General features: G+C 68.3%; 17 protein-coding genes, 3 pseudogenes and 1 riboswitch. Of the genes and pseudogenes, 10 read left to right on the top strand and 10 right to left on the bottom strand.

Annotation, left to right across the window (positions count from 1 at the left end; translation table 11 throughout):
* Nucleotides 1-83: 83 nt before the first annotated feature.
* Nucleotides 84-611 (top strand): ATP-binding cassette domain-containing protein, encoded by a 528-nt coding sequence (locus ACRAS8_RS08800; protein ID WP_438485387.1) that lies wholly within the window; start codon nucleotides 84-86, stop codon nucleotides 609-611.
* 34 nt (nucleotides 612-645) lie between these two features.
* Here the strand turns inward: ACRAS8_RS08800 and ACRAS8_RS08795 are convergent, their stop codons facing one another.
* A complete protein-coding gene (locus tag ACRAS8_RS08795) occupies nucleotides 646-1548 on the bottom strand; it encodes a winged helix-turn-helix domain-containing protein (RefSeq protein WP_438485386.1) in 903 nt (300 codons plus the stop codon).
* Between the two features lie 61 nt (nucleotides 1549-1609).
* The gene (gene gntA, locus ACRAS8_RS08790; RefSeq protein WP_438485385.1) at nucleotides 1610-2284 is read right to left on the bottom strand and encodes a guanitoxin biosynthesis heme-dependent pre-guanitoxin N-hydroxylase GntA; all 675 of its coding nucleotides are present in this window, start codon (nucleotides 2282-2284) and stop codon (nucleotides 1610-1612) included.
* A gap of 477 nt (nucleotides 2285-2761) precedes the next feature.
* Here gntA and ACRAS8_RS08785 point away from each other — a divergent pair, with 477 nt between their 5' ends.
* The 3 genes from ACRAS8_RS08785 (at nucleotide 2762) to ACRAS8_RS08775 (ending at nucleotide 6175) form a co-directional block, all read left to right on the top strand.
* Nucleotides 2762-3727: an ATP-binding cassette domain-containing protein gene (locus ACRAS8_RS08785; RefSeq protein ID WP_438485384.1), complete on the top strand. Its 966-nt coding sequence runs from the start codon at nucleotides 2762-2764 to the stop codon at nucleotides 3725-3727.
* Nucleotides 3724-4530: an ABC transporter permease gene (locus ACRAS8_RS08780; protein WP_438485383.1), complete on the top strand. Its 807-nt coding sequence runs from the start codon at nucleotides 3724-3726 to the stop codon at nucleotides 4528-4530. Before ACRAS8_RS08785 ends, ACRAS8_RS08780 begins: the two co-directional genes overlap by 4 nt.
* Nucleotides 4531-4612: 82 nt before the next feature.
* The gene (locus ACRAS8_RS08775) at nucleotides 4613-6175 is read left to right on the top strand and encodes an amino acid permease (RefSeq protein WP_438485382.1); all 1563 of its coding nucleotides are present in this window, start codon (nucleotides 4613-4615) and stop codon (nucleotides 6173-6175) included.
* A 930-nt stretch (nucleotides 6176-7105) separates the two neighbouring features.
* Here ACRAS8_RS08775 and ACRAS8_RS08770 read toward each other — a convergent pair.
* The 4 genes from ACRAS8_RS08770 to ACRAS8_RS08755 all read right to left on the bottom strand — a co-directional run bounded on the left by ACRAS8_RS08770 (nucleotide 7106) and on the right by ACRAS8_RS08755 (nucleotide 10655).
* Nucleotides 7106-8005: a Vgb family protein gene (locus ACRAS8_RS08770; RefSeq protein WP_438490392.1), complete on the bottom strand. Its 900-nt coding sequence runs from the start codon at nucleotides 8003-8005 to the stop codon at nucleotides 7106-7108.
* 5 nt (nucleotides 8006-8010) lie between these two features.
* The gene (locus tag ACRAS8_RS08765; RefSeq protein ID WP_438485381.1) at nucleotides 8011-8667 is read right to left on the bottom strand and encodes a CatB-related O-acetyltransferase; all 657 of its coding nucleotides are present in this window, start codon (nucleotides 8665-8667) and stop codon (nucleotides 8011-8013) included.
* Nucleotides 8668-8735: 68 nt separating this feature from the next.
* The gene (locus tag ACRAS8_RS08760) at nucleotides 8736-8963 is read right to left on the bottom strand and encodes a VOC family protein (RefSeq protein ID WP_438485380.1); all 228 of its coding nucleotides are present in this window, start codon (nucleotides 8961-8963) and stop codon (nucleotides 8736-8738) included.
* Between the two features lie 165 nt (nucleotides 8964-9128).
* On the bottom strand, nucleotides 9129-10655 hold the full coding sequence (locus tag ACRAS8_RS08755) for an FAD-dependent monooxygenase (protein WP_438485379.1): 1527 nt from the start codon (nucleotides 10653-10655) through the stop codon (nucleotides 9129-9131).
* Nucleotides 10656-10792: 137 nt separating this feature from the next.
* On the opposite strand from ACRAS8_RS08755, the gene ACRAS8_RS08750 reads away from it, so the two are divergent.
* Nucleotides 10793-11383: a TetR/AcrR family transcriptional regulator gene (locus tag ACRAS8_RS08750; RefSeq protein ID WP_438485378.1), complete on the top strand. Its 591-nt coding sequence runs from the start codon at nucleotides 10793-10795 to the stop codon at nucleotides 11381-11383.
* Nucleotides 11384-11724: 341 nt separating this feature from the next.
* On the opposite strand, the pseudogene ACRAS8_RS08745 reads toward ACRAS8_RS08750, so the two are convergent.
* Nucleotides 11725-12228: pseudogene (locus ACRAS8_RS08745) on the bottom strand (nucleoside-diphosphate kinase); the annotation flags it as partial.
* Between the two features lie 346 nt (nucleotides 12229-12574).
* Between ACRAS8_RS08745 and ACRAS8_RS08740 the strand changes: the two are divergent.
* Both ACRAS8_RS08740 and ACRAS8_RS08735 read left to right on the top strand, forming a co-directional pair.
* Nucleotides 12575-12814, top strand: a pseudogene (locus ACRAS8_RS08740) (NUDIX hydrolase); the annotation flags it as partial.
* Nucleotides 12811-12974 (top strand): annotated as a pseudogene (locus tag ACRAS8_RS08735) (NUDIX hydrolase); the annotation flags it as partial. The pseudogenes ACRAS8_RS08740 and ACRAS8_RS08735, both read left to right, overlap by 4 nt.
* Nucleotides 12975-13017: 43 nt before the next feature.
* On the opposite strand, the gene ACRAS8_RS08730 reads toward ACRAS8_RS08735, so the two are convergent.
* Genes ACRAS8_RS08730 through ACRAS8_RS08720 form a run of 3 tightly spaced genes read right to left on the bottom strand, consistent with a single transcriptional unit; the run spans nucleotide 13018 to nucleotide 16065 of the window.
* Nucleotides 13018-13191 (bottom strand): hypothetical protein, encoded by a 174-nt coding sequence (locus tag ACRAS8_RS08730; RefSeq protein WP_438490695.1) that lies wholly within the window; start codon nucleotides 13189-13191, stop codon nucleotides 13018-13020.
* A gap of 26 nt (nucleotides 13192-13217) precedes the next feature.
* On the bottom strand, nucleotides 13218-15347 hold the full coding sequence (locus ACRAS8_RS08725; protein WP_438485377.1) for a CHAT domain-containing WD40 repeat protein: 2130 nt from the start codon (nucleotides 15345-15347) through the stop codon (nucleotides 13218-13220).
* A gap of 25 nt (nucleotides 15348-15372) precedes the next feature.
* Complete coding sequence (locus ACRAS8_RS08720) at nucleotides 15373-16065, bottom strand: hypothetical protein (protein ID WP_438485376.1); 693 nt, start codon at nucleotides 16063-16065, stop codon at nucleotides 15373-15375.
* 144 nt (nucleotides 16066-16209) lie between these two features.
* Here ACRAS8_RS08720 and ACRAS8_RS08715 point away from each other — a divergent pair, with 144 nt between their 5' ends.
* The 3 genes from ACRAS8_RS08715 to ACRAS8_RS08705 all read left to right on the top strand — a co-directional run bounded on the left by ACRAS8_RS08715 (nucleotide 16210) and on the right by ACRAS8_RS08705 (nucleotide 18694).
* Entirely contained in the window at nucleotides 16210-16530 is a 321-nt protein-coding gene (locus ACRAS8_RS08715; RefSeq protein ID WP_438485375.1) for a CU044_2847 family protein, read from the top strand.
* Between the two features lie 880 nt (nucleotides 16531-17410).
* A riboswitch (guanidine-III (ykkC-III) riboswitch) is annotated at nucleotides 17411-17481 on the top strand.
* Nucleotides 17482-17796: 315 nt separating this feature from the next.
* Nucleotides 17797-18222, top strand: a complete 426-nt coding sequence (locus ACRAS8_RS08710) for an ACT domain-containing protein (RefSeq protein WP_438485374.1) — start codon at nucleotides 17797-17799, stop codon at nucleotides 18220-18222.
* The gene (locus tag ACRAS8_RS08705) at nucleotides 18194-18694 is read left to right on the top strand and encodes a hypothetical protein (protein ID WP_438485373.1); all 501 of its coding nucleotides are present in this window, start codon (nucleotides 18194-18196) and stop codon (nucleotides 18692-18694) included. Before ACRAS8_RS08710 ends, ACRAS8_RS08705 begins: the two co-directional genes overlap by 29 nt.
* Nucleotides 18695-18770 lie beyond the last annotated feature (76 nt).

Genomic DNA, 18770 nt, shown 5'->3' with positions numbered 1-18770 from the left:
AAGTGTATCCCGCGGGCTTACCCGAACCCTTTCCGGATCGATAGCTTTTCACCGTCGCCCAATGCACTGGAGGTCCCCCGGATATGAATATCGATGAGGCTCCGCAGGGCTGCCCGCAGCGCGAGTTCTCGCCCTACGCCCTGGAAATGGACGCGGTCTCTCTTGCGTACGGCTCCGTGACGGTGCTGAGCGAGGTGACCGTCGGGCTGGTGCGCGGCGGGGTGACCGCGGTCATCGGTCCGCCCGGGTCGGGCAGGAGCACCCTGCTGGACTGCGCCACCGGCCGCCGTACGCCCACCTCGGGCTGGGTCGGCCCGCACGACCGGATCGCGCGGCCCGCGCCCGGACAGTGGGACCGGCTGCCGCACGCCGACCCGGAGAACCCCGAACTGCTGGTCGCCGACGACCTGGAGGACGCGCGGCCGCTCCACGCGGTGATGGCGCTGGAGGACCAGGCCCGTACCGTGCTCGTGACGACGTCGTCGGCGGCCGTCGCGGCGGCCGCCGACGTGACCCTGTTCCTGGCGGACGGACGGCTCACCGACGTGATGTGCGGAGCGTCCGCCGAGGAGATCGCGGCCCGGCTGGCGGGACTCACCACGCGCCGCTGAGACGGGCCGGTGAGGTGTCGTATCCGGTGGGGCGCTACAGCCGGGCCTGCGCCAGGTCCCGGTGGTGGAAGCCGTCGAGCAGGGCGGCGCCCAGGGGGGTCAGCGAATGGCGGGCGGTGTTGAGCCGCCGCTGCGTGGTGATGAGGCCGGCGCTGCGCAGCACGGAGGTGTGCTGGCTCGCGGAGGCCGCGGAGATGCCGATGCGGCGGCCGAGCTCGGTGGTGGTGCAGCTGTCGGTCAGGCTCTTCATGATGGCCGCGCGGGTCCGTCCGACCAGTGGGCCGAGCGCGTCGGCGGCGTTCTGTTCGGCCGCGGGTGCGGCCAGCACGACCTCGATGGCGCCGGCGGAGGCCGGGTAGGCCAGCATCGGCGGCCGGTTGCGGCCGGCGGCCGGCACGAGCACCGGGCGGTCGGTCAGGAAAAGGGAGGGGGCCAGCAGCAGGCCGGCCCCGTTCGGCACGACGTCCTGTGAGCGGTGGCTGGGGATCTCCAGCACGCCGCCGTCCCAGCGCACCGAGGGGTGCAGCGTGGACAGCAGCCGCTCGATGCCGCCGGAGAGCACCGTGCGGCCGCGGGAGGCGCAGTCGTCGTTGAGGGCGGCCGAGACCCGGTCCCAGTAGGGCGCGAGGGCGACCTTGTGGAACTCCTCCAGCATCACGGTCAGATTCTGCCGCTCGGTCCCGGTCTCCGGATTCGCCGCGTCCTCGGCCATGCGCAGCAGGTCGGGGACGGTGCGCAGGGTGCGGGCCAGGGTCAGCAGGGAGCCGGAGCGCCGCCCCAGCCGGCTCGTGGTCCGCCGGCGCCAGGACGCGTAGGCGTCGCCACCGCCCTGACGGGCCAGCAGGTCGAGGGCGAACAGCGTCTCCACGAGAGGCCGTTCGGCGACCTTGACGACCGTGCGCGCCAGGTCCTGGGCGGAAAAATGGACGCGTTGCATGGCGGAAAGCACTCCGTGATCGAAGAAGTGGTGGGGGACCGGGACCGGGCGGCGGCTCGGTTCAGACGCCGGACACCGTGGTGTCCAGCGGATGGAAGGGGCAGCTCCACTGCTCGTCCGTCGGCGCCCCGGAATACTGGCGGGCGTCGGACGCCTCGCCGAACTCCGCGAGGTTGGGATTGATGGAGTTCTGCAGGCGCTCCTCGCGCTGGCGGATGCGGCGCTGGAGGCCGTAGTAGACGCCGGACTGCTTCAGCCGCCGGAACTGGTGGTTGGAGTTGAAGGCGAGAGCCGGCCGGGAATAGCGCCGGGAGATCCGGGACGCGTTCTCGTGCATGCCGACGACGAAGAACGGGTGCCCGGCCACGCTGAACGCGAAGTCCGGGGACGCGGGGTCGTGGGCGACGTCCTGCGCCCAGGTGAAGCCGCGGTCGGCGTCGAGCCGGTGCAGATCGGTGAGCTGTTGCCACATCAGCTCGTCGAATTCCGGCTCGGTGAGCCGGGCCGGTCCCTCGAAGACGGCGACGAAGGTCGCGAAGTTCTCGGTCGGGCGCAGCTGGTCGGCGACGAATCCGGAAATTGCCGAGTGGAGATCCGACGTGGCGTCGGTGCTGCCCATCGTGCCGAACTCGACGGGCTTCAGAATGCCTCGCCTAACGGCGGCTTTGGCAGCCAGGCACGAAAAGTCCTCGCTCATGATCCAGTCTGTGAAATGACGGTGAACCGGAATATCCATAGTTCCCCCTTGCCGGAATGTGCATCGTGTATAAACTTCATGCACTTCCTCCCCCATGCGGCGTCATCCACCTTATGTGCAGGTCTGTTTCTGCGCAATGTGAGTAATTCGTGGGTGAGGTATGAATTCCTCTCCCTTCTGCACGTGAATCCTTCATGGTTACTGGCGGGGAACTTGTTGTTCTGTCAGGTGTTCGCGCAGGTGGGAGCCTTGCGGTGGCTCTGACGGATGCTCGCCGGACGCCTTCGAGTTGCCTGCCGGAGGCTTCGGCGGAAAACGAAACTCATGGTGCTGAGCCGGTCGCAGGGTTACGGTCCGCCCCAGGCACTTCCCCCTGTGCGGCCCTGAAACACCGTCAAGACGCGGGGGCCGCGGCATGCCCGGACGAGGTGATTCGGCGTGGCCTTAACGACTTTGTGAGCCCGATCCGGCCGGTGCAAGCATCGGCCCGGCCAGACAACCGAAAGGGGACCTCCCATGTCGCTCGCGATCGAGGCCGAGGGACTGGTCAAACGGTACCGGGAGACGACGGCCTTGCGGGACGTCCACCTCGCCGTGCCGGCCGGCACCGTGCACGGGGTCCTCGGCCCCAACGGAGCCGGGAAGACGACCGCGGTACGCATCCTCGCGACCCTGCTGACCCCGGACGGTGGCCGGGCCGTCGTCGGCGGCCACGACGTCGTGCGCGACCCGGTCGCGGTGCGCGGTGTCATCGGCCTCACCGGCCAGTACGCGGCGCTCGACGAGGAGCTGAGCGCCGTCGAGAACCTCACGCTCATCGGCCGACTACTGCGCCTGCCGGCCACGGAGGCGCGCTCCCGGGCCCGCGAGCTGCTGGCCGACTTCAGCCTCACCGACGTCCAAACGCGCCCGGTGAAGACCTTCTCCGGCGGTATGCGGCGCCGCGTCGACCTCGCGGCGAGCCTCGTCGGCCGGCCCTCCGTGCTCTACCTGGACGAGCCGACGACCGGCCTCGACCCGCACAGCCGCAACGAGGTGTGGGACAGCGTGCGCAAGCTCGTCACCGACGGGGTCACCGTGCTGCTCACCACCCAGTACCTGGAGGAGGCCGACCAACTCGCCGACCGGATCACCGTGTTCAACCACGGCACGGTCGTCGCCGAGGGCAAGCCGGACGAGCTCAAGCGGATGACCGGCGGGCAGACCCTGGAGGTGCGGGCCGCCCGGCGCGAGCAGACGGACACGGTCGCCGAGATCATCCTCGGCATCACCGGGCAGCTGCCGGCCCGCGACGAGGACACCGGCCGGCTCACCGTGCCGGTCCAGGACCCGATGGTCCTCTCCGCGCTGGTCCACAAGCTCGACGCGGCCGACGTGGCCTTCGACGAACTCGGCCTGCGGCTGCCCACGATGGACGAGGCATTCCTCGCGATCACCAGCCCGGGCGGCGTGCGGGCCCCCCTCACGGAAGAGATGCGATGACGACCCCCACCCCTGCGAGCCGGCGCATCGGCCCGCTGGAAGCCCTCGGGAGCGCCCTGTTCCTGGCCTCCCGGAACGTCGGCAAGCTGTGGAAGAGCCCCGGGGCGATCCTGGACGTGACGCTCCAGCCGCTGCTGATGCTGTTCTTGTTCACGCTCCTGTTCAGCGGTGCCATCGGCGGCGGCGACCGGGACGGCTACCTTCAGCAACTGGTGCCCGGTCTGATGGTGTTCAGCCCGCTGTATGTGACGATCGGCACCGGCGTCGCCCTGTGCACGGACATCTCCAAGGGCTTCTTCGACCGGCTGCGCAGCCTCCCGATCGCCCGGTCCGCGCCGCTCGCGGGCATCGTGATCGGCGACGTCGCCCGCTACGTGGTGTCGGTCGCCGTGGTCCTGGGCGTCGGCATGCTGATGGGCTTCCGCGTCCACACCAACCCGCTCGCCGCACTGGCCTCGGTCGGCCTGATGATCGCCTTCGGCCTGTGCGTCTGCTGGATGGCGATCCTGGCCGGCATCATGCTCGACGCCCCGGCCTCCGTGCCCGGCGTGCTGATCGGCGCGGTCATGCCGCTGAGCTTCGGCAGCAATGTCTTCGCCGCCGCGGACTCCATGCCGGGCTGGGTGCAGGCATGGGTGAACATCAACCCCGTCACCCTGCTGACCGATGTCAACCGGGCTCTGCTGCTGGGCGAGGGCGAGGTGACGGGCCCGCTGCTGGGCGGCCTGGCCTGGATGGCCGGCTTCCTCCTCGTCTTCTTCCCGCTGTCGATGCGGGCCTACCGACGCCGGCTGGGCAAGTGACCCACGCGGCGTACGGGGCGGCATGGGGTCCCGGCCGGCCGACGGACCAGGGAGGCGCCCCTGTATCGAGAGGAGTACGAACGTGAGCGGCCCTGATCCGACCCCGTCCGACCGCGGCCGGCCGGCGGTCGGCATGCGCGCACCGCACGGGGCACCCGCGCTGGACCGCCCGTGCGTGCGACGCACCGGGAAACAGCAACGTGCACCACGAACGGCAGGAACGCTGCGGCGGGAGTTGAGCGGCCGTCAACTCGGCATGATCGCACTCGGTGGTGCCATCGGCACCGGACTGTTCCTCGGCTCCGGACAAGGGCTCTCCCTCGCCGGCCCGGCGGTCGTGGTGGCGTACGCGGCGGCGGCCGTCCTGGCCCTCGCCGTCACCTTCGCCGTTGCCGAGATGGCTTCCGTGCACCCGGAGGCCGGCGGATTCGGCGCCGTCGCCCATGCCTATCTCGGTCCGATGGCCGGGTTCGTGCAGCGCTGGACCTACTGGGGAGCCCAGGTCGTCAATATCGGCAGCGAGGCGGTGGCCGCCGGGCTGTACACGCGCTTCTGGTGGCCGGACCTCCCCTTGTGGGTACCGGTGGCGGTCTTCTCCGTCGCCATGGTTGGCGTGAACGCCTTGTCCGTACGCTTCTTCGGCGCGTTCGAGTACTGGTTCGCGATGGTCAAGGTCTGCGCGATCGTGGCATTCGTCCTCGTCGGCGTCGCGGCCATCGTGCTCGGCCTGCCCGGGCAGAAACCCATCGGCGCCTCCACCCTCACCGCCCACGGAGGTCTGGCCCCCAACGGACTGACCGGCCTGTGGATGGCGCTGTGCATCGCCACGTTCAGCTACATCGGTACCGAGACCCTCTCCCTCACGGCCGCGGAGGCCCGGAACCCGTCCCGCGACCTCCCCCGGGCCGCCCGCGCCACGGTCTTCCGGCTCACTCTCTTCTACGTACTGAGTATGTGTGTGGTGGTGGCCATCGTGCCCTGGACCGAAGCCTCGGACGGTGACGGTGTCGCCCAGAGCCCGTTCGTGCGCCTCTTCGGTGCCGCCGGCGTCCCGGCCGCCGCAGCCGTCATGAATCTCGTCGTCCTCACCGCCGCCCTCTCCGCGATGAACACCAATCTCTTCGCCACCGCCCGCACACTGCATTCCCTCGGCCAAGTCGGTCACGCCCCGGCCCACTTCACCCGGTTGAACCGACGCGGAATTCCCCTGCCCGCACTGCTGCTCTCCACCGTCGGCGCGCTCGCTGCCGTGCTGATCTCCGCCCTCGCACCGGCTCACGTCTTCCCCGCGATGATCGCGGTCGCGCTCTTCAACGCCCTGATCACCTGGCTGCTCATCTTCGCCACGCACCTGGCCTTCCACCGCGCCCGCAGGGCCGCAGGCCGCCCCGCGGCTCCTGTGAGGCTGGCGGGTGCGCCGGTAACCACCGTCCTGGCGATGGCCTCCATCGTGGCCGTACTCGTGACGATGGCCTGCACGGACCAATTCCGCCTCGCCATCCTCGCCGGCCTCCCCTGCCTTGCCGCGATCACCGCCCTCTACCCTCTGGTCCGACGAAACCTCCGGCCCCGCCCCGGAACCGGCTCCGCCCTCGCACATAACGGCGCCACGACCGCCGGCGCGATCGAGGAGGCCGAGGACTGACTCCTTCTCGGCGAGCCGTACGGCCATGCCGAGGCCCACCCCTCGGGTGCCGGACGTCAGCCCGCCCGGACCGCGGCCTGTAGGACCCCACCGGAGGCACAAAGTCCCAGACATGTCCCACGGATGCCGCAGACTTGTCAAATGTCCGTCTCATCTTGGGGGTTGTGTGTCCTGGTACGGCAGTATCGGCCGCCCCCGCCCCCGGCTGACTGGTCGGTCCGTCGTTTGTCCGTGTTGAAGCGTGATGGCTTCCAGTGCGTGGCCGTCCCCAGCGCTGAGGGCGCGGCGGCTCGACGGAAGAGGGTGCCCAGACGGCGGCCGGAGAAGCAACATCCGGGAGAGCCGGCCTGGCGCGTCACGGTCCCCGGTGTATGGGAGCGTGCACGAAGCACGGCGGCTGACCAGCAGACGGGCATACCGCTTGGCGGTTGTCCCTCGACTCCATGCACAGTGGCGAACCTGCCGCTACAAGGGATCACCTGTCACCCGCCACAGGCCGAGGCAACCTACGACTTACGAGCGAGTCTCAAGAGCAGCAGAGACTTTTTCCTGCCCGGAGCCCTCGTATGCAACTCGGTGCGGGTCGGTTTCAGGTGGGCTCGCAGGGGCTGGGGGGCGGGTCGGCTCCCAACTGGCTCCCAGCCCCTGCCTTGCTGGCTCCTCATGGCGGTTTGCCGGGGGACCGGCTTCAATGCCTGCGTCGTTGCCTTTCCGGGCCCCGGACGCGTAGCAGGTGGCCGAGGCCCGGAGCATCCTCAGCGGGTGAACCAGGTTGCCGTCACCAGCCCGCAGGTAACCACTGTGCTCACGACCGTAGGCCACCTGCGTGGCGCACGATCGATAGTCACCCGCACGCCGTCGCACCGGAGGCTCCTTTCCGGCCGCCGTACGGGCAATCGATGCTGATGGCGTGTAAGGGGGCAAGTCTGGTCAGGGGGCGCCGTCCGCTGGAGCGATGCGGGCAAGTACGCCGATCTCCAGCGCGGCCCACAGGGCGCCGTCGGGACCGACGGTGATGCCGTGCGGTTCGGAGTGGGGGGTGGGCAGGTCGTGGACGGTGAGGGAGCCGTCGGGGGTGATCGTGCCGACGCGGTTGCCTCCCCATTCGGTGAACCAAGCGGTGCCGTCACCGTCGACGGTGACGGCGTGGGGTCGGGTGGTGCGGTCGGGCAGCGGGAACTCGGTGATCTGCCCGTCGGGAGTGATCCGGCCGATCTGACCGGCGGCGATCTCGACGAACCACAGCGCGCCGTCGCGCCCTGCGGCGATCCCCACCGGCGCTGCCGCCTCCGTCGGCAGGGGGTGGATGGTGACCGCACCGTCCATGCTGATCCGGCCGATGGCGTTCGCCTGGTTGAGGGTGAACCACATCCCGTCGTCGTCACCGGCGGTGATCGCTGAGGGGAATGCGCCTGTGACGGGGAGCGGGAACTCGGTGATGTGGCCGTCGACGGTGATGCGGCCGATGCGGTCGGCGGCCGTCTCGGTGAACCACAGCGCACCGTCGGGTCCCGCCGCGATACCGAACGGTCCGCAGCCGGGGGTGGGTACGTCGAATTCGTCGAGGACGCCGTCGGTGGTGATCCGCCCGATCCGGTCGGCCCGGTACTCGGTGAACCACAGCGCACGGTCGGGGCCTGGTGCGATGACGGTAGGCCCGCAGGTGGGGTCGAGCTGGTGGTTCGTCGGCTCCTCGCCGGGGACGAGGCGGCCGATCCGGCCGCTGTGGACGAGGGTGAACCACAGCGCCCCGTCCGGGCCCGTGGTGAGGGCGTAGGGGCCGGCCGTGCTGTCAGACACCGCGTGCTCTTCGATGGATATCCGGGTCACGTGACTCAAAGGGGCTTCCCCGATCCGTGCTCGGTGGCGATGCGTTCGATGTCGGCCGGGGTTCCGGCCATGATGGTGCGGGCGTGTTCGGTGACCAGGTCGGCGGGCCAGTCCCACCACGCGGCGCGCAGCAGCCGCTCGATGTCGGCGTCGGTGAAGCGCTGTCGGATCGGTCGGGCCGGGTTGCCGCCGACGATCGTGTAGGGCGGAACGTCGGCGGTGACCATGGCGCCGGCTGCGATGATCGCGCCGTCGCCGATGCGTACGCCGGGCATGACGGTCGCCTGGTGACCGAACCAGACATCATTGCCGATCACCGTGTCCCCGCGGCTGGGCATGGACGTGACGATGTCCAGGGTCTCCTCGGTCCAGCGGCCGCCGAACATGGTGAACGGGAACGTGGACACCCCCATCGTCGGATGCTCCGCACCCGCCATCAGGAACCTGGTTCCCGTGGCGATCGCGCAGTACCTGCCGATGACCAGACGCTCGGGGCCGTACGCGTACAGGACGTTGAGGTGCTCGAACCCGGTCGCACCGGCCGGGTCGTCGTAGTAGGTGTACTCGCCCACGACGATCTTCGGCGAGGTGACCAGCGGTTTGAGGAACACCACCCGGTCATGCGTCGGCAGTGGGTGAACGGCGGTGGGATCAGGCGACAACGTACGGTCCTTCGGGTCTGTGGCCCATGGCCTTCGGGATGGGTTCGTCCGCGGCTTCGCGCGGGTGGTCAGGCAGGGTCGGAAGGGGTGGCCCGCTCAACGAACTGGAGGACCACTCCGTTCTGGTCCTTGATCTGGAACAGCCGCTCACCCCAAGGCTCTTCACGCAGCGGCATGGTGATGTCGACCCCCTCGGCGGCGGCCTGCTCGGCATAGCCGAGGTGGCTGGTGAAGAAATACTGGGACGCGGCGACGTCGTCGACGGTGAGCGAGACGGTGGACGCGCTGATCTGCAAGACGGTTCTCCTCATGGATTCCTCGCGGAGTCCGTCGCCGCCGGTAGGCAAGGCGGTCGGGCGTGATCGTCGGTGGGGTGCGGGCCATCAGAAGCGCCCTAACCGCCGCATCGCGGCGCCGGCGCCTTGTCTGCGCCGTCAGGCACAGGTGATCGGCTGTCGTTCTCAGGGAGTGCCGAACCAACCGCTGAGGGCTTCTCGCAGCGCGGGTCCGGCGCTGTCGGCTGGTTCGTCGATGGCCGCGGCCCAGGCGATGTGGGCGTCCGGACGGATCAGCAGGACATCAGCCGGTCGATCGTCGGTTTTGGCGGTGTGGACCTCCACGCGCTGTTGCCAGTCTCGGGCGGTCTCGCGGAGCTCCAGGCGGTCGGCGAGGTCCAGGAAGAGGGGCCGTGCGGTGTGCATGAGTTCGGCCACGCTGGTGGTGCCCTGGTCGGTGTGCAGAGTGAGGTCGGGCGCGAAGGTGCCCGCCAACGCGTGGTGGTGGGAGCCGGGCATCGGATAGCGGATGTCGGATCCGGCGACAAGAGCTCCCGTACGGCGCAACGGCTGCTCGTCCGTGAGCAGTTCCTGAAAGACCTCGCGAAGCGCTTCGGCCGCCGGGTCGTGTCCCCGCCGCAGGGCCACCTGGGCTTGGGTGTGCAGCATGGTGCGCTCGCCGGCGAGGCGGCGTTCGTCGTGGTAAGTGTCCAGCAGACCGGCCGGTGCCCAGCCGTGGACGTCGGCGGCCAGCTTCCAGGCCAGGTTGACCGCGTCGAGCATGCCGGCGTTGAGTGCCACACCGGTGGCGGGGAACAGGTGCGCCGCGTCGCCGGCCAGCAGGATCCGACCGTCGCGGTAGCGCTCGGCCTGCCGGGCCTTGAAGGTGAACCGCGACAGCCGAAGCGGTTCCCCCAAGGGCAGCTCCGCGTCGAGCACGCGGCGGATGCTGTCCTGGAGTTCGGCGACGGTCATGGGGGTGTCGTCGTCGTATTCGGTGCTCTCGTCTTCGATGGTGTAGAGGGAGACCACCTTGGAGTCCGGCGACGCGCCGAGTCCGAACAATCCCTGGTCGGTCCGGGTGAAGCCGGCGCGGATCGTGCCGAAGCCGGGAACGTCGAGATCGCCGTCGCCGACCACGGTCACAGTGTCGGGCAAGGTGATCTGGGCCAGCCGGTTGACCTCCGGGTAGGCGGTGCCCGGGAACGGAATGCCGGCCTGGTCACGGACCCGGCTGCGTGCACCGTCGCACCCCACCAGGTAGCGGCCGGTCACCCGATACGGCCCGTCCGGGCCACGGACGTCCACGATCACTGCGGCGTCGTCCTGGCTCGCCCTGGTCACCTCGTGCCCGCGGCGGACGTCGACACCGAGTTCGCCGGCGTGGTCCTCGAGCAGTCGCTCAAGCCGCGGTTGCGGCAGCGGCAGTGCGTGCATCGGCGGATCCGTCAGCTGGGTGAGGTCCACATGCACACCGCCGAACGGGAACCGGGGAGCCGGGACGGGGTCGGTGCAGGCCGCTTCGAAGCGTTCCAACAAGCCGCGGTAGCCCAGCAGTTGCAGGATCTGCCCACCGATTCCACCGGCCTTCGGGGTGTCCCGGCGCTGCGACTGTCGCTCCAGCACCAGCGGTCGCACACCAGCCAGACGCAGTTCAGCGGCCAACATCAGGCCGGTCGGGCCGGCACCCACAACGATCACATCGGCGTCCATCACTGGCCACTTCTCTCGCAGTTTCGATGGCTGACCTGGCAGGGGCAGATCGGCACGGCACGGTCCGTGCCGTAGAAGAGTGATCAATGGGCAGCCTTCTGTCAATACGGCACGTGCCGTGCCGGTAGGGTGGTGGCATGACCGATGGCCGCGCCAGTCGTCACGACAACCGAACCGAAGCGATCATGAGGGCCGCACTCGACCTGGCCCTGGAAGTCGGCTACGCCAAGCTCAGCATCGAGGCGGTCGCGACCAGGGCCGGCGTCGGCAAGCACACGGTCTACCGCCGCTGGTCCTCCCGTGGCCTGCTCTTCCTCGACGCGGTCCTCAGCCTGGACACCGGAGGTCTGAGCCACCCCAATACCGGCGACGTCGTCGCCGACCTGCGCGAGACGATGACCAAGGCTGTCAACCTGCTGGGCCAACCCCCTTGGGGTCCGCTGTATCAGGCCCTCATCGGCGAGGCGCAGCACGATCCCGAGGTCGCCGCCGCGCTCAACCGGCGTTTCATCGAGCCGCAGACCGCCGACACCCTGGCTCGCCTCAAGGCGGCCAAGGACCAGGGCGAAATCGCGCCCGACTTCGATCTCGACCTGGCCTTCGGCATCCTGTCCGGCCCGCTGTACTACAGACTCCTCATCACGCAGCAGCCGATCACGGACGATTACATCGGCCGTGTCCTACAAGCGGTTTTCGCCGGGATGAGCCCCAGGCCACAAACGCGATAGAGGGTGTCGCCCGTGCGGGGCCGAACTGTCCCTGACGGCGGGCTTTGACCGTCCACCTTCGTATGCATGCCGCCTTACCGCGCTGTCGAGTCAGTGCGACGCCACCATTGCCGGTAAGCGATGACTGGTGAACACGGACGCCTTCCGGTCCGCCGCCGATCACGGTCACATCCATCGCGAAATCCCCATTCATTGCGGACTGGCGACGCGGCTCGCCGTTCGACCCTGAAGCAACATCACGACCTTTTCCCCGCGCTTCCCCTGATCAGGAGTTGGGGATCATCTTGCTGGGCCGAAGCCGGAGCCGACAACGAGGAGTCCGTCAGCGAAGCGTCAGGGCGCTAGTAGGTGTAGATCTCCGCGAGGGTCTTGTAGTCGTGCAGCTCGTCCTTGTCGAACCACAGCTCGACCTCCTGCTGCGCCTCCTCCTTGTTGCCGGAGGCGTACATGCGGTTGGCGACGACCTTGTGCGAGGCGACGCCGACGGCGGAGCTGTAGTGCGAGAAGTTGCCTCGCACCGTCCCGGCCGGCGCCTCGTTCGGGTACGTGCTGCCGACGATCTTCCGCACGGTGGCGATGGCGTCGAACCCTTCCAGCACCAGGGCGATGACCGGCCCCTGCTGCATGAACGCCGACGTGACGCGGTAGACCTCCGATTCCAGCCGCTCCTCAAGAGCGAAGTAGCGGCGCCGGGTGAACTCCTCGTCCATCCACTTCATCTGGGTGCCGACGATCTTCAGCGTGGCTTCCTCGAAGCGGGTGATGACCCTTCCTGCCAGGCCGCGTACGAGCGCATCGGGCTTGAGAAGGGCGAGCGTGCGCTCGACGGGGCGTGCCTGATCCTCCGTTGTGGAGTCCCTTTCGGCTTATATGCAAGGGGCGTTGACGGCGAATCAGCAGGAAGATGCCGAGGCTACCGGCGCCCGCTTGGTCGACCGGACACTCGGGCCTTCCCTGGGAGGGGACATCGAAAACAACAGGGCAGGACTGAGACTGCGGGCCTGTTGCAGCCAAGTTCCTTGGCCGGACTAATGGTTGGTGGCGTTCACCCAGACTCTCCCTTTGGTCGACCGGCGCTCTTACGCTCAGGTGGTAGGCCGCCCGGAGCGATTCCTGACGGTCACCTCGTCCTGGTGACTCTCATTCTTCCGAGGCACCTACAGCGCGACCACGAACCGCCAGTGCAGCTGGACGCTGGATGAGACCGGCGTGCACTGCGCGGTCCGGCAGCATCTCGGAAACCGAGTCCACCCGGTGACCGGCGTCCTGTGCGAATACTTCCGGTGCGAGTACCTCGCAGGTCAGGTCACCAACTCCGACGCCGTCGAGAACGTCGACGTGATGTGGGTCCCCAGAAACGCGGTGACCCGATTCATCCCCGCCGATACGCTCTTCCCACCCGTGCCGGCCGTTCTGGGGGAGCACTCGTGACGCAGCAGACAGCCGATGAGCGACTCGGCATCGCAGCCGCGATCATCGTCCACGAGGGCCGTGTTCTGATGGTGCGACGCCGGATCAGCGAGGGAAGCTCTCCTGACAGTTCCCGGCCGGCGAGGTCGAGTCCGGCGAATCCCGCGAGGACGCCGCCGTGCATGTCGGCGGCGTAAGCGCCTGGTGGAGGGCGAGGGTCTGCCTCAGATCCAGGGGCGGGCGCGGGCGTTGAGCTGGTCGGTGGCGACGCGGGGCGCGTGTGCGATGTGGTCGCGGTCGCCGAAGGAGCGCGCCGCAAACGCGCAGTGGAGGAGATCCTGGCCGCCGTCGACCTGGAACTCATCGAGGAGCAGTGAGCCCGGCTGGACTCGGCTCACCGAGTCCCGACGCCGGGGAGGATTTGTCACCACTGGACCTCGGGAAGCGGGGTGCTGCGCACCACCTTGTCCTCACCCGCGCTGGCGAGGTACCGGCCGTCCGGATAGAACGCCAGGGCGTTCACCGAGCGGTGGTGTTTGAGCGTGAGCAGTGCCAGTCCTGTGTCCGCCCGCCACACGCATACGGTGCCGTCCTCGCTGCCAGTGGCGATCATGTTGCTGTCGGAACTGAACGCCACTGCTCTCAGACCGCTGTGGTGCTCGACATGGAAAAGCGGCGTCCATGTCTCCGTATCCCTAATTTCAGCGGTGTGGTCCTCGCTGCACGTGGCGATTTTCCGCCCGTCCGGGGAGAAGGCGACACCGAGGACGAAGTCCTTGTGCGGAATCTGTGCCTTCTGCCGGCCGGTGTCCGTGTCCCAGACGTACGCCTTCCTGTCCTCGGATGCCGTGAGCAGCAGGCGCCCGTCCGGGCTGAACTTCACGTCCTTCACCGCGCGGGCGTGGCGTAGCGACAGGACGCGGCTCCTGGTGCCCAGATCCCAGACGCAGGCCATCGCATCCGCGCTTCCGGTGGCCAGGTATCTCCCGCTGGGGTCGAAGTCGGCTGTGTTGACGAAGTGGTCGTGAGCCAGCTCGGCGGCCACGGCTCCGGTCGCCATGTCCCAAACACGGGCGAGGTTGTCCGTGCTGCCGGTCGCCAGTCTCTCCCCGTCGGGACTGAAGGCGATCGCGTTCACCATCGTGCTCCACCCGCCGAGTTGGTGTTCCCACCTCGGCTGGCCGGTGACCACGTCCCAGACCCGCACGAGTCTGCGGGCGCCGGTGGCGAGCAGCCGCCCCTGCGGATGGATGGCGAGACTGACCACCCAGTGCCCGGTGTCGATATCCGTGCGTGGCGTGATGCCGGGAGAGGGCGTGCTGGGGGGAGGTGGCGTCCGCCGGGGAGGCGAACGCGAGGGCCGTGGGGCGGCGGGCTGCTCGGTGCGCCTGGGGGGCTCCGCTCCCCACTGCAGTTGGTTGATCTCCTCGACCACGGTCCGCGCGGGAGCGGACTGCCGCGGAGCGGTGAGGTCGAAGAGCCGGGCGTCGCCACTGCGCTGGTAGAGGACGGGGGTGAAGCACTCAAGGCTGTCGTCCTTGTCGGCACGCAGCGCGATACGGCCCGTGCGTACCGCCTCGTCGACCGGCCGGTTGGCGGCGATGGCCTGGTAGAAGGCCCGGGCGAAGAGAACGGCCGCCTTGTCGGTCACCGCGAACTGCATGGCCACCACGGCCGGCACCACGTGCTCCAGCTCGGCCGCCGTGCTGGAGAACAGATCCTGCGCGTGGGAGGTTCCGGTCTCGCAGCTGTTGAGGACGACGAGGCGTGGTGAGGGCTCGGCAACGGTGATGAGCGAGCCGAGCGCCTCGGCGTGCAGCGGATCCTCCCGCCCCTGCTTGTCGGCGAAGACGATCATTCCCTGACGCCGGGCGTCGTCGAACTTTCCGTGACCGGTGAAGTGGAAGATGTGACAGCCCCGGAGCAGAGCCTCGAAGAGGTGCTGTTTGGTCTGGCCGCATACCCAGTCGAGCTGCACCATCCTCTCGTCGATGAGCGGCTTGAGCGCGGTGCTCAGGCTCTCCCGCTCGGCTTCCGCGTCCAGTACCCCCAGCGAGCCGGGTAGGGACACCATGCCCAGGATGCGCAGCGGCGGCACCACGCGCAGAGGCGAGACCGGCTGCAGGATCTCGACGTAGCGGATGATCGGGTGGTGCAGGCACAGATAGCCGCCGAGCTTCGGATCGTGCAGCAGCTCCCAGGGCAGTGCGGCGAGTTCCGGTGAGCGGACCCGCAGCACCATGCGCAGCCTCTGCCCGCGCTCCTGCGCTTTCTGCCTGCTGGAAAGATAGAGCGCCTTGATCGCGTTCTGGAACACGGCGTCGTACAGGGTGCCGCCGACCTGCCGAGCCGGTGCCTCGAGCTCGGTCCCCACGCCCCGCGCACGCACGGCGGACCCGAGAACCGCCGCCTGGAGGGACGGCAGCCGCTCCAACAGCGCGGGTGCGTCGATTTCGGCAATGGCGCGGTCCTCACCGCACGGCGACTGGACCTTGATGCTGTAGCCACCGGGTGCCTCGCTCATTTCGAGTACAAAGTCGAACTCCTCCGTCATGGCGCCCTTCCCTACTGGGGTCGGGTCAGCTCCCGCCGGGGGTCTGCGAGGGAGTCGGGGGAGCGGTGTCTGTCGGCCCTGGGGGCTGCGAGGTCTTGTCGACCCAGTTGATGAAATCGGAGAACTTCTGTGGGTCCGATTCGTCAGCCATGATGACCATGTTGAAACGCCGGTCCGTGTATGCAACCACAGCCGTATTTCCGTCCATGGAACAGGCGACGTCGCCGATAGTGATGGACTGGTCGCCGAGGGAGTACGTCCCCTTGCTCCCCTTCTCGAAGTCGTCGGTGGTATTGCACTGGGTTCCCGGAAGGTTCGATGGGTTGGCTTTCCCTATCCAGTATTTCTGCATCGAATTCACGTCGGGGAACATGGCGTAATAGACGTGGTCCGGGAAGCCGCCCTGCGTGCTGCAGTCCAGCGCCACCCCGTTCTTGGGGCTTTCGCTGGCTTCCGTGCAGTTCAGTGCGGACTTGACGTCGGCGGGAACGTGAGCCCGGAGATCGTCCAGGGTCGGGCTGTGCTTCGCCGTCCCGGTCCACAGCCCCCACATACCGCCGGCCAGCAGCAACACGCCGAGAACGGCCAGCACGATACGCGGCGCCCGATGCATTTTCGGGATGGTCATCAGACGCCGGGAGATGCCACTGCCGATCAGGGCGAGGATCAGGAGGAGAACGCCGATGACGATGAGGACAATTTTGGCGGCGAGTGGCATCGCTTTCGCTCCTTCGTCAGGACGCCTCAACCAGTGCGGCCGAAGCCCACCGACTCTGCCCTCGCCTTCGGCACGCGTACTCAGGAATTGGAAGAACCATCAACTAGATGACGGTATCCAACATTTCATGCTAATCCATAGTTTATGACCATTATGCAGTTCTCGCTACAGGACGGCAGCGCCGTGCTCGTCAGGGTCTCCGACGAGCAGGCGACGAGCCCCGTGCTCACGCGGGGCGCGTCGACGACGGTGATCGAGAAGGCCGAGGGCACGTTCGAGTCCGTCATGCAGGCCGTGCGGGCGGTGGCCCGGGGTCTGAGCGCACAGGTGGAGGACTTCGTGCAGCGGCCCGACGTCCTCGTCCTGGAGTTCGGCGTCGAGCTGAACGCCCAGGCAGGAGCGGTCATCACGGCGGCCGGAGCCTCGGCTCAGCTGAGAGTCAGCCTGACGTGGAACAAGTCGTGACCGGTGACCACCACGATGGCCACCGGTGACCCGCGAATTCGTCCAGCTACCCAGTCACTTCGCACACGAGTCGTTCGAGATACATGACGGGCCCGACCGGGGAACCAGCCGGGCCCGCGGGCAATGCGCGGTCGGCGTCTTCAGTGCCGTTGGCCGGCTACGGTTCCGCGCCCGGATCAGCGTCGCGGTGCGCGTGGTGCTGGAGGCGTGGCGGCCACGGGAAGAGACCAGGGAGCCGCGTGACCTGCCACGCTGAGTGCCTGCGCTGCGCTGACCTACGCAGACTGGAGCGGCTCGCGGCTGGCGAGGAACCTGGAGCCTGGGCGCCGGGGGAGAGGCGCTCGGCCTATGCCCTGCGCTACCGGGGCCTGCTGACGGTCAGCAAGAGCGGTGGGGGGTGTCCACGTGGAGGTCACCGAGGCCGGCCGGTTCTACCTTCGGCATGGTTGTCATCAGACGCTCCGGCGTGCGCGGACGACGGCGTTCAGGTGGTGTCCGTCAGGCCGTCGGCGCCGGTGAAAGGCGCAGCGCGGAGGGAAGCGACGGGCCGAAAGGACAGTGCGGCGTCGCACAGCGAACGGCCTGTCGCGCGTGCTCGGCGGGCGAAGGCTCAGCAGTTGGTCGATCGTCTGGCCGCCGAGGGGCGGGTCCGTTTTGCCGAGGGCTCGCATCCCAACGCGCGGAGCCAGCGTCCGAAGGCCGGCGCGCCAGCGGTTCGGCTCCTCACGCAACTGAGCTCCCTCCAACTGGCGGTGGCTGCGCACCGGATAAATGAGAAGGTTAGTGCCTGTTTTCAGTCATGTGGGCAGGGTTTTGTTCAGCTGAGTCCGGGTGCGGTTCACCCCATGGGCATCGACATTGAGTTGTGTGAGCGTCGCTTGCGGCGGTGCCATTCTGCGCCTGCCCCGGACGAGAGCGCTGCCGTACCCGGCCGAGCAAAGACGGCGCGCATCACCAATGTCGTTAATGTGGTTTCGGAATCCTGCGGAGCTTTGTGGCTCTCTGCTCGTCCTCTGGTCCTTCGTCGCTGCGCAGGCAGGACGACTGAGTCAGGTCTCCACCGCCTGTCTGGCGCTCAACCTGGCTGGTTCCTCGACACTGGCGATTGTTGCGCTGGACCAGTACTCCTCGGGTTCCTCGGGTTCCTCCTCCTCGGGGGAGTCTGGGCTGCCGTGTCCGCGGTCTCCTTGGTATCCGCATCCAAGTGTGTGTGAGTCTCACCCGCGTTCTCTCTCGCCTGTCGCTTTTCACGTAAGGAGTAGGAAGTTGGCTGGAGAAACCCAACTGTCGGCGTTGCTCAGCGGTATGCGCCCGGAGCTTCACCCCGGTGAGTACGTATTCGTATCGACCCCCGCCGGCGCGATTCCCGACGGAGTGGCCCCGGTCGTGACGGTCGCGGAGGAAGAGGGGCTCACCCTCGTTCTGCGCAGGCAGGACGCTGACAGGCTGGGGCTTGGATACGACTACGTGGCCGGCTGGATCACACTGCGGGTGCATTCATCCCTGGAAGCCGTCGGGTTGACGGCGGCCGTATCCGCGGTACTGACCCGTGCGGGGATCAGCTGCAATGTCGTGGCCGGCTTCTACCACGACCACTTGTTCGTCCCGTACGACAGCGCCGCCGTGGCGGTCCAGCTGCTTGAGGGCCTCGCGCGGGAGTCGTGTGCTGGGCACGGCGAGACTGCCGGATGAGTCACGCGGGCTGGCGCCCGTTTCGCTGACGGGCCACGCGGGCCCGGACCGCTACCAGCTCCTCGTCGTGATCGGCGCGAGCCTGGGGCTCCGACAGCGCGAGGCACTCGGGCTCGCCTTGGAGGACATCGACTTCGCCAAGGAGGTCTTCCACGTCCGGCGGCAGGTCCGGGCGAAGCTGCGTTTCGCGCTTCCCAAGGGCCGCAAGGTCCGGGACGTGCCGCTGCCGTCCAGTGTGGCCCAGGCCATCCGCCAGCACATGGAGCAGTTCGCGCCGGTGCCGGTCACGCTGCCGTGGGACGCCCCGACTCCTGCCGAGACGACGGTGGAAGCCAAAAACCGGCGGTGGAAGCCAAACACCGGCGGCCGAGGACCTAGAGCCTCCTGGCGACGGGACGCGAGCGGAAGGCGATCAACCGGAACTACTTCAACTCCTACGTGTGGAAGCCCGCTCTTGCCGCGGCGGGCGTGAACGCTCCGCTGGAAGAGGGCAGCGCCGGCGGCACTCGTACGCGATCACACCCAAAGTCCCATAGGTGCCGCCGCCC

Source organism: Streptomyces sp. S186, from assembly GCF_051603415.1.
Lineage (GTDB): Bacteria > Actinomycetota > Actinomycetes > Streptomycetales > Streptomycetaceae > Streptomyces.
This window is presented reverse-complemented; position numbering and strand designations above follow the sequence as displayed.